The sequence below is a fragment of the Levilactobacillus suantsaii genome (genome assembly GCF_004115745.1).
Lineage (GTDB): Bacteria > Bacillota > Bacilli > Lactobacillales > Lactobacillaceae > Levilactobacillus > Levilactobacillus suantsaii.
In genome coordinates this window covers 152,520-166,483 of sequence record NZ_QXIL01000002.1, presented here as the reverse complement: position 1 = coordinate 166,483, position 13,964 = coordinate 152,520, and the positions used below count along the sequence as shown (strand labels likewise).

The 13,964-nt window shown below is 49.8% G+C and carries 9 protein-coding genes; 8 read left to right on the top strand and 1 reads right to left on the bottom strand.

Translation table 11 applies throughout. The features are described 5' to 3' along the window. Positions 1–30: 30 nt before the first annotated feature. The 3 genes from DXH47_RS01830 to rpoC all read left to right on the top strand — a co-directional run bounded on the left by DXH47_RS01830 (position 31) and on the right by rpoC (position 8,158). Positions 31–636: a TetR/AcrR family transcriptional regulator gene (locus DXH47_RS01830; protein ID WP_129031377.1), complete on the top strand. Its 606-nt coding sequence runs from the start codon at positions 31–33 to the stop codon at positions 634–636. 235 nt (positions 637–871) lie between these two features. After that, on the top strand, positions 872–4,489 hold the full coding sequence (rpoB, locus tag DXH47_RS01825) for a DNA-directed RNA polymerase subunit beta (protein ID WP_129031376.1): 3,618 nt from the start codon (positions 872–874) through the stop codon (positions 4,487–4,489). 21 nt (positions 4,490–4,510) lie between these two features. Continuing rightward, a complete protein-coding gene (rpoC, locus tag DXH47_RS01820) occupies positions 4,511–8,158 on the top strand; it encodes a DNA-directed RNA polymerase subunit beta' (protein ID WP_129031375.1) in 3,648 nt (1,215 codons plus the stop codon). 61 nt (positions 8,159–8,219) lie between these two features. Here the strand turns inward: rpoC and DXH47_RS01815 are convergent, their stop codons facing one another. Beyond that, positions 8,220–8,894, bottom strand: a complete 675-nt coding sequence (locus tag DXH47_RS01815; protein ID WP_129031374.1) for a prepilin peptidase — start codon at positions 8,892–8,894, stop codon at positions 8,220–8,222. Positions 8,895–9,174: 280 nt separating this feature from the next. Here DXH47_RS01815 and rpsL point away from each other — a divergent pair, with 280 nt between their 5' ends. The 5 genes from rpsL to DXH47_RS01790 all read left to right on the top strand — a co-directional run bounded on the left by rpsL (position 9,175) and on the right by DXH47_RS01790 (position 13,522). Next, on the top strand, positions 9,175–9,588 hold the full coding sequence (gene rpsL, locus DXH47_RS01810; RefSeq protein ID WP_129031373.1) for a 30S ribosomal protein S12: 414 nt from the start codon (positions 9,175–9,177) through the stop codon (positions 9,586–9,588). A gap of 71 nt (positions 9,589–9,659) precedes the next feature. Then, positions 9,660–10,130 (top strand): 30S ribosomal protein S7, encoded by a 471-nt coding sequence (rpsG, locus tag DXH47_RS01805; RefSeq protein WP_129031372.1) that lies wholly within the window; start codon positions 9,660–9,662, stop codon positions 10,128–10,130. A 185-nt stretch (positions 10,131–10,315) separates the two neighbouring features. Further along, entirely contained in the window at positions 10,316–12,415 is a 2,100-nt protein-coding gene (gene fusA / locus DXH47_RS01800) for an elongation factor G (RefSeq protein ID WP_129031371.1), read from the top strand. Positions 12,416–12,645: 230 nt separating this feature from the next. Next, positions 12,646–12,768, top strand: coding sequence for a hypothetical protein (locus DXH47_RS11960; protein ID WP_263853889.1), 123 nt, complete (start codon positions 12,646–12,648; stop codon positions 12,766–12,768). Between the two features lie 214 nt (positions 12,769–12,982). Beyond that, positions 12,983–13,522 (top strand): GNAT family N-acetyltransferase, encoded by a 540-nt coding sequence (locus DXH47_RS01790; protein WP_129031370.1) that lies wholly within the window; start codon positions 12,983–12,985, stop codon positions 13,520–13,522. Positions 13,523–13,964 lie beyond the last annotated feature (442 nt).

Sequence of the window (13,964 nt, the reverse complement as noted above, 5' to 3'; positions counted from 1 at the left end):
TATTGAGAAACGAAAGGAACGAATGGCGTCATGAAGAGAAAAGAGCAACTGACCCAAACCCATGCGGCAATATTAGCGGCGGCCCGCGAACAATTCTTGACCCAGGGCTACCAGGCAACGTCGACCCGGGAGATTGCTCGGCAGGTGGGGATTACCCAACCAGCTTTGTATCACCATTTCAGCGATAAAGAGGCCATCTTCCTAGCGGTCGTGGCAGAAGTGGGGCACGAGACGCAGACCGGTATCTTGGCGGTCAATGCCCGGGTCAAGGCAGAGAAGCTGACCGACCCGGTCGAGGCGCTAGCCGCTGTGACTGAAGTTTTATTGACCGTTCATCCTCGCGATGTCTTCACCGTGTTGCACGCTAGTTTTCGTTACCTGGCGCCCAGCAATAAAGGTCAACTCGGCAAGATCATGATGCAGGATTACCTGGGACCACTGGCAGCGTTCTTTGACCAGGGCCTCGTCACCCTCCAGCCGCACCTGACGTCACAGGAAGCAGCCTCGTTTTATTTGACCAGTCTCAGTCCACTGTTTAATAATTTTCATCACGTAGGACCGGCCGACGCGTCGAAACACGATCAAATCGTCATTTTGCTGCGATTAATTTTATTTGGCATCGCCACAAAGAATTAAGGGTTAAGTATTGACAGATAGACAATAGTTTTGTATTATATCATCTGTATGCAACTGTGAACTGAAATTGGGGTAACCGATCTATTGTCCGGGGCACCCACTATAAGAAGCCAAAAGCAAATTTTGATTTTGTTTTTGGGTTTTTTTTGCCAAAAAACCGTTAAAAAGTGCATTTGTAATCAAAATGTAACATTCGGTTTGGCCAGTCACAGAATAAATAGGAGAGGTGAACAACTTGGCAGGACACTTAGTGAAATACGGGAAACACCGTACGCGTCGTAGCTATTCACGGATCAAGGAAGTTCTTGACTTACCAAACTTGATCGAGATCCAAACCAATTCTTACAACTGGTTCCTCGATGAAGGGTTACGTGATATGTTCGATGACATCATGCCAATCGAGGATTTCCAAGGAAACCTTTCGTTAGAGTTTGTGGATTATCAATTATTGGAACCCAAGTATACGGTCGACGAAGCACGGGAGCATGATGCTAACTACTCCGCGCCGTTACACGTCACCTTACGGCTAACGAACCACGAGACGGGCGAAATCAAGTCACAAGATGTCTTCTTCGGCGACTTCCCATTAATGACCCATCAAGGGACGTTCATTATTAATGGGGCAGAACGGGTAATCGTTTCTCAATTAGTTCGTTCGCCAGGCGTTTACTTTAATGAAGATACCGATAAGAATGGCCGGACTATTTTTGGTGCCACGGTCATTCCTAACCGCGGGGCTTGGTTGGAATTCGAAACCGACGCCAAGAACATTTCTTACGTGCGGATTGACCGGACACGGAAGATTCCAATGTCCGAATTAGTGCGGGCCTTAGGATTTGGTTCTGACGACGAAATCTTGGATATTCTAGGTGACAACGAAAGTCTGATGGCGACGTTGGAAAAGGATATTCATAAGGATACCGACGACTCCCGGGTCGAAGAGTCCTTAAAGGATATTTACGAACGCTTGCGGCCAGGTGAACCGAAGACGGCGGATTCTTCACGGAGTCTGTTAACGGCCCGGTTCTTTGACCCGAAGCGTTACGACATGGCCCCTGTTGGTCGTTATAAGACCAACAAGAAGCTCAGCTTAAAGACCCGGCTGTTAGGCCTGACTTTAGCTGAAACGTTAGCGGATCCAGACACTGGTGAAGTCATTGCGCAAAAGGGAACGACGGTCGACAAGGACGTCATGAAGACTTTGGCACCTTACTTGGACCGCGATGACTTTAAGATGGTCACTTTCCAACCATCCGATGAAGCCGTTGTAACGGAACCGTTGAAGTTACAAATCGTGAAGGTGCAATCACCGGATGACCCTGAACAAGACGTTCCGGTTATCGGTAACGGCAATATCGATTTGAAGCTGAAGCATATTCGCCCAGCTGACATCATTGCCTCGATGAACTACTTCTTCGATCTGCAATTAGGTATCGGCAACACTGACGATATCGACCACTTAGGGAACCGGCGGATTCGTTCTGTGGGTGAATTGCTTCAGAACCAATTCCGTATCGGGTTATCCCGGATGGAACGGGTCGTTCGTGAACGGATGTCGATTCAAGATGCTGCGACGGTGACGCCACAACAATTGATCAACATTCGTCCAGTTGTGGCTTCCATCAAGGAATTCTTTGGGTCCTCACAATTGTCACAATTCATGGACCAAACCAATCCGTTAGGTGAACTGACGCATAAGCGGCGGTTGTCTGCCTTAGGACCTGGTGGGTTAACGCGTGACCGGGCCGGTTATGAAGTCCGAGACGTGCACTACACCCACTATGGTCGGATGTGCCCAATCGAAACCCCTGAAGGCCCGAACATTGGGTTGATCAACTCGTTGTCCAGCTATGCGCGGGTCAACAAGTACGGGTTCATCGAAACGCCATATCGGCGGGTTTCATGGGACACTCACAAGGTTACCGACAAGATCGATTACCTGACCGCTGATGAAGAAGATAACTATGTTGTAGCGCAAGCTAACACGCCGTTGAATGATGATGGTTCTTTTGCCACGGATACAATCATGTCCCGGGCAAAGTCCGAAAACATTGAAACGACGCCAGACCGCATCGACTACATGGACGTTTCGCCAAAGCAAGTTGTTTCTGTGGCGACAGCCTGCATCCCATTCTTGGAAAACGATGACTCCAACCGGGCCTTGATGGGTGCGAACATGATGCGTCAGGCGGTGCCATTGTTGAACCCACACGCCCCATTGATTGGGACTGGGATTGAATACAAGGCGGCCCATGACTCCGGTGTTGCGCTGATTAGTGAACACGCCGGAACCGTTGAATACGTTGATGCTCGTGAAATTCGGGTGCGGCGTGAAGACGGTGCTTTAGATAGCTACAAATTAATGAAATTCCGCCGGTCAAACGGTGGGAAGAACTACAACCAACGGCCAATCGTTAAGGTGGGCGACCACGTTGACAACGACGAAGTCATTGCCGATGGTCCTTCCATGGAAGGTGGAGAATTAGCCTTAGGGCAAAATCCACTGGTTGCCTTCATGACTTGGCAAGGGTACAACTTCGAAGATGCCATCGCCATCAACGAACGGTTGGTTCGCGATGACGTTTATACGTCAATTCATATTGAAGAGTATGAATCCGAAGCCCGGGATACTAAGCTCGGACCGGAAGAAATGACGCGTGAAATCCCTAACGTGGGTGAAGACGCCTTGAAGAACTTGGACGAAGATGGGATTATCCGCATCGGTGCCGAAGTTCAAGACGGCGACATCTTAGTTGGTAAAGTCACGCCTAAAGGGGTCACGGAACTCTCCGCTGAGGAACGGCTATTACACGCTATCTTTGGTGAAAAGGCCCGTGAAGTTCGGGATACTTCCCTGAAGGTTCCTCATGGTGGCGGCGGTATCATCCAAGACGTTAAGATCTTTACGCGTGAAAACGGGGATGAATTATCACCAGGTGTCAACATGATGGTGCGGGTCTACATCGCGCAAAAGCGGAAGATTCAAGTTGGTGACAAGATGTCTGGTCGGCACGGGAACAAAGGGACCGTTTCGGTCGTTATTCCTGAAGAAGATATGCCATACATGCCAGACGGTACACCAATCGACATCATGTTGAGTCCCATGGGTGTGCCTTCCCGGATGAACATCGGGCAAGTGCTCGAATTGCATTTAGGGATGGCTGCCCGGAAGTTAGGCATCCACATGGCCACGCCGGTCTTTGATGGGGCCCGTGATGCTGATATCTGGGACGCCGTTAAGGAATCTGGCATGTCTACGGACGCTAAGACGATCCTTTACGATGGCCGGACTGGTGAACCGTTCGATAAGCGGGTTGCCGTCGGGGTCATGCACTACTTGAAGTTGGCCCACATGGTCGACGACAAGATGCATGCCCGTTCGATTGGACCTTACTCCTTGGTTACGCAACAACCCCTTGGTGGGAAAGCGCAATTTGGGGGCCAGCGGTTTGGTGAAATGGAAGTCTGGGCCTTGGAAGCTTACGGGGCTGCTTACACCTTGCAAGAAATCTTGACTTACAAGTCTGATGACGTTGTGGGTCGGGTGAAGACTTACGAGGCCATTGTTAAGGGCGAACCAATTCCTAAGCCGGGTGTTCCAGAATCCTTCCGGGTACTGGTTAAGGAACTTCAATCCCTTGGTTTGGATATGAAGGTCTTAAACGGTAACAACGAAGAGATCGAATTACGCGACATGGATGATGAAGACGATGACGTGGTGAACGTTGATGCGTTGAGCAAGTATGCCCAACAACAGGAAGAACAACGGAAGGCCCAAGCTAGTGATAGCAAGGAAACCAAACCCGCGGCAACGACAAATCAAAACGAGAGTCAACCGAATACGCAAGATTAATTCATAAGGGAGGTCGCTTCTTTGGTCGATGTCAATAAGTTCGAAAGTATGCAAATCGGACTCGCCTCACCAGATAAGATCCGCAGTTGGTCTTATGGTGAAGTCAAAAAGCCAGAAACCATCAACTACCGGACGTTGAAACCGGAAAAAGACGGTCTGTTCGACGAACGCATCTTCGGTCCTACTAAGGACTGGGAATGTGCTTGTGGGAAGTACAAGCGCATCCGTTACAAGGGTGTCGTTTGTGACCGTTGTGGGGTCGAAGTTACCCGCTCCAAGGTACGTCGGGAACGGATGGGCCACATTGAACTGGCTGCGCCAGTAACGCACATCTGGTACTTCAAGGGAATCCCAAGTCGGATGGGCTTGGTCCTTGATATGAGTCCCCGGGCGTTGGAAGAAATTATCTACTTCGCTTCCTACGTTGTCTTAGACCCAGGTGACACTGCGTTGGAACGCAAGCAATTGCTGTCCGAACGCGATTACCGGGATAAGGTTGCCGAATACGGCTCCAAGGCCTTCAAGGCTGAAATGGGCGCCGAAGCCATTAAGAAGTTATTGATGGCTGTCGATTTGGATAAAGAAGTTAAAGAATTAAAAGAAGCTTTGAAGGAAGCCACTGGCCAAAAGCGGACGCGGGCCGTTCGTCGTTTGGACATCTTGGAAGCCTTCGTGACGTCGGGTAACCGTCCGGAGTGGATGGTTATGGATGCCATTCCGGTCATTCCGCCTGACTTACGGCCGATGGTTCAGTTGGAAGGTGGCCGGTTTGCCACGTCCGACTTGAACGACCTGTACCGTCGGGTCATCAACCGGAACAGTCGACTCAAGCGGTTGCTTGATTTGAATGCCCCCGGCATCATCGTGCAAAACGAAAAGCGGATGTTGCAAGAAGCTGTCGATGCGTTGATCGATAATGGTCGGCGCGGTCGGCCAGTGGCTGGACCGGGTAACCGGCCGTTGAAGTCACTGTCCCACATGCTAAAAGGGAAGCAAGGTCGGTTCCGGCAAAACTTGCTGGGGAAGCGGGTTGACTACTCTGGTCGTTCCGTTATCGACGTTGGGCCTTCTTTGAAGTTCAACCAAATGGGCTTGCCCGTTCCGATGGCGCTGGAACTCTTCCGGCCGTTCATCATGAAGAAACTGGTTGCTCGGGGTTTGGCGTCGAACATCAAGAACGCTAAGCGGCAAATCGACCGGGAAGACGATGACGTCTTTAACGTTTTGGAAGATGTTATCAAGGAACACCCCGTTCTGTTGAACCGGGCCCCTACGCTTCACCGGTTAGGGATTCAAGCCTTTGAACCCGTCCTGGTCAGTGGAAAAGCGATGCGGTTGCACCCGTTGGCGTGTGAAGCTTACAACGCCGATTTCGATGGGGACCAAATGGCCATCCACGTGCCGCTGTCTGACGAAGCCCAAGCGGAAGCACGGTTGCTGATGCTTGCGGCGCACCATATCTTAGCCCCAGCTTCTGGGAAACCAGTTGTGGCGCCTTCTCAAGATATGGTTATCGGGAACTACTACCTGACGATGGAAGAATCCGGTCGGGAAGGTGAAGGCATGATCTTCACCGACTTGAACGAAGCCGTCTTGGCTTACCGTAACGGGTTAGTGCACTGGCACACCCGGGTTGGGGTTCAAGTTTCCTCCATGCCAGACAAGCCGTTCACCGACGAACAACGGCAAAAAATCATGGTGACGACCGTTGGGAAGTTGATTTTCAACAACATCCTGCCGAAGTCGTTCCCATACTTGAACGAACCGACGGACACGAATTTGAACGGTTACGTTCCGGACAAGTACTTCTTGGCACCGGGCGAAGACATTCATGATTACCTGCAAAATGCAGAACTCATCGGGCCATTTAAGAAGGGCTTCTTGAGTGACATCATTGCGTCGGTTTACCAACAATACAAGGTTACCGCGACGTCCGAACTCTTGGACCGGATCAAGGACTTAGGGTACGATGAATCTACTAAGTCTGGGTTGACTGTGGGGATTTCCGATATCACTGACTTGAAAGAAAAGCCAGTCATCATCGACGAAGCCCACAAGAAGGTCAAGACGGTCACGAAGCAATTCCGGCGTGGTTTGATTACCGACCATGAACGTTACGAACGCGTTATTGGCATCTGGAACGACGCCAAGGACGACATTCAAAACGCCTTGATTCACAGTTTCGAGCAACAGAACCCAATCTTTATGATGAGTGATTCTGGGGCTCGGGGGAACATTTCTAACTTTACCCAGTTAGCCGGGATGCGTGGTTTGATGGCGGCGCCAAATGGTGAAATCATGGAACTGCCTATCACCTCTAACTTCCGTGAAGGACTCTCCGTCATGGAAATGTTCATTTCGACCCACGGGGCTCGTAAAGGGATGACCGATACGGCCTTGAAGACTGCCAACTCAGGTTACCTGACGCGGCGGCTGGTTGATGTGGCCCAAGACGTGATTATTCGGGAAAAGGACTGTGGGACTGACCGTGGTTTGAAGATTCGGGCCATCACCGATGGTAACGAAATGATCGAACCATTGTACGACCGGATTCTTGGTCGTTACACCCAGAAGTCCGTCATTGATCCACAAACTGGTGATGTGATTGTACCGAAGAACCAAATGATTGTTGAAGACACCGCCCAGAAGATCGTTGATGCTGGGGTTCAAGAAGTCACGATTCGGTCTGCCTTTACTTGCAACACAGAACACGGGGTTTGTGAACGCTGCTACGGTCGGAACATGGCTACTGGTGATGAAGTTGAAGTTGGTGAAGCTGTCGGAACGGTTGCCGCGCAATCTATCGGTGAACCAGGGACGCAGTTAACCATGCGGAACTTCCATACCGGTGGTGTGGCTGGTAACGAAGATATCACCCAAGGGCTTCCCCGGGTTCAAGAATTGTTTGAATCTCGGAACCCTAAAGGTAAAGCTGAGATTACTGAAGTCACCGGGACGGTTGAAAAGATCGAAGAAAATCCGGCTGAACGGACTAAGGAAGTCACCATTAAAGGTGAATCCGATACGCGGAGCTACACGTTGCCAATTACGGCCCGGATGCGGGTTTCCGAAGGCGACTTTGTGCACCGTGGGGCAGCCTTGAACGTCGGGTCTGTCGATCCGAAGGAACTGCTCCGAGTTCGGGACGTCTTGTCTACTGAGACCTATATCTTAGGTGAAGTTCAACGGGTTTACCGGATGCAAGGTGTGGCTATCAGTGATAAGCACGTGGAAATCATGGTTCGGCAGATGCTCCGGAAGGTTCGCATCATGGATCCAGGTGACACCGATGTCTTACCAGGTACCCTGATGGATATCCAGGACTTCCGGCGCGCTAACTACCAGACGTTGATTTCTGGTGGCATTGCGGCAACGGCTCGTCCGGTGATCCTCGGGATTACCAAGGCTGCGTTGGAAACGAACAGTTTCTTATCTGCAGCTTCCTTCCAAGAAACGACGCGGGTTCTGACCGACGCGGCTATCCGCGGCAAGAACGACCCGTTAGTTGGGTTGAAGGAAAATGTTATCATTGGGAAGATTATTCCTGCCGGGACTGGGATGCCAGATTACCGACAGATCAAACCCAAGGAAGTCGGCAGTGCTTCAACGGAGGGCGTTTACTCAATCAGCGACCTCGAAAAGCAAATGCAAGAAGACTCCCAAGCTTAATTGAACAATTAAGTGAAAGATAAAAGAGCAGGTTGGCCTTACGGCTGACCTGCTCTTTGTCTTATAATGGGGACGGAATCCAGGTTGACCAGCCCCACCAAAACCAAGCACTAAGGGTCAATGCTGGAATGAATGCAAAACGTGCACGTGGCGTCTTGCGGGTGGTTGCTAGAGCGAGCCCGCAAGCGACCACTAACCACTGACTGGTCGCCCAAAGTCCCCAAGTAATCAAATAGCTGATAATGAATTCGAGATCACCATCCCCAATCCAGGGACGAGGCCACCGGGGCCAAAGTACGTGAATCAAGAAGTAGCTCCCCAACAACCAGGCGCCAGTACTAAATGACCAGATGTGCGGTGCCACTAAAAGGTTCGCGACCCCAATCCAGGCGGGAAACGTCAGGTTGGTTCGGTCACAAAGGGCGGCGTAGCCCCAAAGAAGGAGCCACGCGATGGGGTGCCAGTCAGTGGGGGTGTGGTAGGTCGTAAGGAGTAGCCCACAACCTAACTCGACCAACACGGTCGTTGGGGGGATTGGACTATGACAGTAGAAGCATCGGCCGCGAAGTAGCCAGTAGCTGACTCCCGGTACCAGTTGCCAAGCGGCTAATGGCGTTTGACACCAGTCGCAGTGTGAAGCCGGAAAGAGTAGTGATTCGTGGGTTGTGTAGCGGTGGGCGGCTGCCACGATAAAGGAGCCCATGCAACACCCGTAGATAAAAAGAATTAACGTCATGATTATCACCTCAGAATCATTTCCGCAAACTCCGACGAAAAGTTTGAGGGATTTTGAAAACGGCAAGTTGACAGTCTTTGACGTGCGTGGTATTCTATTCAAGGTGCTTTTCGCAGACAGGTCTTTGGTATTATTTTTACCGGACATGCTGACTGGACGGCGAGGAGGACACTTCAATTGACAGACACCATTGTGGTGGCTTTTTCTTTAAAGAAAAATGAACCACCTGGATGTGTGGACTTAAAAATCTAGCAAAGATATGGAAAGGAGGACTATTTAGATGCCTACTATCAACCAATTGGTACGTAAAGGTCGTAAATCTAAAAGTTCGAAATCAGATGCCCCAGCTTTAAACTATGGGTATAACAGTTACAAGAAGGCGCAAGTTAAGAATCCTGCTCCGCAAAAGCGGGGCGTGGCCACTCGTGTTGGAACGATGACGCCAAAGAAGCCTAACTCAGCTTTACGGAAGTACGCGCGTGTGCGTTTATCTAACTTAATTGAAGTGACTGCTTACATTCCAGGGGTTGGACACAACTTGCAAGAGCATAGTGTTGTCTTAATCCGTGGTGGCCGGGTAAGGGATTTACCTGGGGTTCGTTACCACATTGTTCGTGGTGCGCTTGATACGGCCGGTGTGACTGACCGTCGTCAAGGCCGTTCCAAGTACGGTACTAAGAAGCCTAAGAACTAAAAGAATCATGTTAGCAGCTGCACGGTTGCCGTCAGCTTCTAAACAAGTTACTTCAAGGAGGATATTGAATAATGCCTAGAAAAGGAAACGTACAAAAGCGTGAAGTCCTTCCTGATCCAATCTACAACTCAAAGCTGGTTACTCGTTTGATTAACCACACGATGATGGATGGGAAACGTGGAACTTCCACTAAGATTATTTATGGTGCATTTGACATCATCAAAAACGAAACGAACAACGACCCCGTAGAAACGTTCGAAGAAGCAATGAAGAACGTTATGCCTGTCTTGGAAGTCAAGGCACGGCGGGTTGGGGGTTCTAACTACCAAGTCCCAATCGAAGTTCGCCCAGACCGGCGGACGACGTTAGGCTTGCGTTGGATCGTGCAATACGCACGGCTCCGGGGCGAACATACCATGGTTGAACGGCTTGCTCGTGAAATCATGGATGCCGCTAACAACACTGGTGCTGCGGTTAAGAAGCGTGAAGACACTCACCGGATGGCTGATGCTAACCGGGCCTTCGCCCACTACCGCTGGTAAGCGAGCAGTTTTTAAACTGCACGTCCGTCAGTGTGCTAGAATACTGGGGCAAAACGTGCTAGCCACGTTTACCGCTCTAGTTTAAAGGAGTAATCCTTTAATTTAGAGGTGGCTACAATCTATAGATGATGGTAGCCACCTTTTGTTCAAACGACGATCATTTTGAGAGGAGTTACACATTAATCATGGCTAATACTCGTGAATTTCCGCTTGAGAAGACGCGTAACATCGGTATCATGGCCCACATCGATGCCGGGAAGACGACGACTACTGAGCGTATCCTGTATTACACTGGTAAGATCCATAAAATTGGTGAAACCCACGATGGGGCTTCACAAATGGACTGGATGGAACAAGAACAAGAACGTGGGATCACGATCACGTCTGCCGCAACTACGGCGGAGTGGAAGGAACACCGGATTAACATCATCGATACCCCAGGACACGTGGACTTCACCGTTGAAGTTGAACGTTCATTACGGGTCTTAGATGGTGCCGTTGCCGTTCTGGATGCTCAAGCCGGAGTTGAACCACAGACTGAAACGGTTTGGCGTCAAGCGTCCGACTTTAGTGTTCCCCGGATTGTGTTCGTCAACAAGATGGATAAGATCGGGGCTAACTTCGACTTCTCCGTTCAATCCTTACACGACCGTTTGGATGCCAACGCCGTAGCCTTACAAATGCCAATCGGGGCCGAAGACAACTTTACTGGGGTCGTCGACTTGATTGAAATGAAGGCCTACGTTTATGACATGGACGACTTAGGTTCCAAGTGGGACACGGTCGACATTCCAGATGACATGAAGGAAGAAGCTCAAAAGCGCCATGAAGGCATCATCGAAGCCGTTGCTGACGTCGATGACGAAATCATGGAAAAGTACCTGGAAAACGAAGAAATCACTAAGGATGAATTGAAGGCTGCCATTCGGCGGGCAACGTTATCCCTAGAAATGTTCCCAGTTTTCGCTGGTTCTGCCTTTAAGGATAAGGGTGTTCAGATGTTGATGGACGCCGTTGTGGACTACTTACCATCTCCATTGGATGTTAAGCCTTACAACGCCACGGATCCTGATACTGGTGACGCCGTTGAACTTCGGGCTAACGACGAAGATTCCTTCGCTGCGTTGGCCTTCAAGGTGGCCACTGACCCATTCGTTGGTCGGTTGACTTACATCCGGGTTTACTCCGGAACCTTGGAAGCTGGTTCTTACGTGCTGAACTCCACGAAGGACAAGCGTGAACGGGTTGGACGGTTGCTGCAAATGCACTCCAATCACCGTCAAGAAATCCCTGAAGTCTTCTCCGGTGATATTGCCGGGGCCATTGGGTTGAAGAACACCACTACTGGTGATTCTTTGACTGACCCTGATCACCCACTGCACTTGGAATCCATGGACTTCCCAGATCCAGTTATCCAGGTTGCCGTTGAACCGAAGACTAAGGCTGACCAAGACAAGATGAACACGGCCCTCCAAAAGCTTTCTGAAGAAGACCCAACTTTCCAGGCGGAAACTAACCCTGAAACTGGTGAAACTCTGATTGCCGGAATGGGTGAACTTCACTTGGACATCATCATTGACCGGATGAAGCGTGAATTCAAGGTTGAAGCCAACATTGGTGCGCCACAAGTGGCTTACCGTGAAACCTTCACCAAGGACACGTCCGTTCAAGGTAAGTTCGTTCGTCAATCTGGTGGTAAAGGTCAATATGGTGACGTTTGGATTGAATTCACCCCTAACGAACGTGGTAAGGGTTACGAATTCGAAGACGCCATCGTTGGTGGGGTTGTTCCACGTGAATTTATCCCATCTGTCGACCAAGGGTTACAAGAAGCGATGGCCAACGGGGTCTTAGCTGGTTACCCATTAGTTGACGTTAAGGCTAAGCTCTATGATGGGAGTTACCACGAAGTCGATTCTAGTGAAGCAGCCTTCAAGGTTGCCGCTTCTCTGGCTTTGCGGAACGCCGTTAAGAGTGCCGGTCCAGTGATCTTGGAACCAATCATGAAGGTTGATATCCAAGTTCCTGAAGAATACATGGGTGATATCATGGGTCAGGTTACCGCACGTCGGGGCCGGGTCGATGGTATGGAAGCCCGCGGTAACGCACAAATGATTCACTCATTCGTGCCGTTAGCCGAAATGTTCGGTTACGCCACTACTTTACGGTCTGCTTCGCAGGGTCGTGGGACGTTTACCATGACGTTCGACCACTACGAACCAACGCCTAAGAGTGTTCAAGCTGACATTATCAAGAAGAATGGTGGCACTCCAGTCGAAGACTAAGCGCTAATTGTTCTTAGTGCGAGGAAACTCGGACGCAAAGCGTCGTCAAACCCAATTTGGGCTTGGCGACGTTTTTTTGCTATTTTTTAAAATAATTTATCCATTGCCGATAAAGTGATTAAAGAGCTGGAAAATCCTGCTACCAGCTTCGTCCTTGATGAAGTGGTGCCGCTTATTGATGGCGAACGTCTTGTGAATTGTGTAGATGAACTGTGGGGCGGGTGACGCCCATGTTCATTCAAGAACCATTCGGAGCGTCCGGGGCGTATGCTATGATGGTCAAGCGGGATTACCAGTTCTTATCCCGGCAGATTGAAAACAAAGGCCAAGTCATCAAAGGCGATATCGACTAGATTTTAGCCGACGTTCGAGCGGTGCTTTAAGTCTAATAATGATTAACTTGAATCGGAATGTAAAACCGTAGGGATTTTAAAAATAATTAGTGGCGTGAAAGCTTGATTTCACGCCATTTTTTGCGCCTGATACGGGAAAAAGTAGCTAAAATGATTTACAAATCGCGCAACATTACTATAATAATGAAAGCAATAAACTAATGGGGGTGCAGATTTGGCATATTTTGAAACGGAACGACTCGTGCTACGGCCGATTCAGCCGACCGACCACGACCAGTTACAGGCATTGATTTTAGATCCACAAGTGGTCGCGTACGTGCGCTACCGGTCGATTCAGACCCCGGCCGCTTTTGATGCGGCGTTCACGACGCACTTTTTAGCGGAACCACGGACCGTCTTTGGGCTGGAAACGAAGCGTGACCATCAACTAATCGGCTTTTATGAATTTCACATGACTCAAACGACCGGTGAACTGACCTATGCTTTGCGACAGTCCGCGTGGGGCCACGGGTACGTGGCGGAAGCGGGGACGACTCTAATGGCCTATGGTTTTGACAGCTTGGCGCTAGAGCGGATTGAAGCGCACTATGCCAGCGTGAATCCCAATTCTGGCCGGGTCATGGCCAAGATGGGTATGCACGATGAAGGGGAATTACAGACCCACACCCTGGATAATGGGGAGACCGTGCACGTGATGATGTATGGGTTGAGCCGTTCGGACTGGCGGGGGCAACGTCACAGTCAAAGTGCCTAAGCCGACTAAATTGAATAGGAAGTCGAGTCATAAAAAACGCGTTAGCAAGAAGCTAGATTTTTGCAGCGCGTTTTTGTGGTTAAAGACTGGCGGGATGGGAGTTAAACGGACAGTTGATCGAATAAATGAGAAACTTTGCTACCATAATAATAGACTTCACTTAAGGTAAGCAGGAGCTTGGCCGTTTGACTTACTAAATCCAAGTAACGAAATGATTGACAAACACCTTAATTTCGCGGTATTCTAAAACGCGAATTTATAAAAGTTTTTGCGGACCCTAACACGGGAGAATCCCCAAAAAGTTTGAGGAATTCTACGAATGCCCTTGTCATACGGCGCTTTATTTAGTATGATATTTAAGTGCTGATCTTCAGGGGTGTCTTTTTGTACGCCTGTTAGCGGCCCAAAAGTTTAAGCGATGATGTGGGAGATTGCGACACGC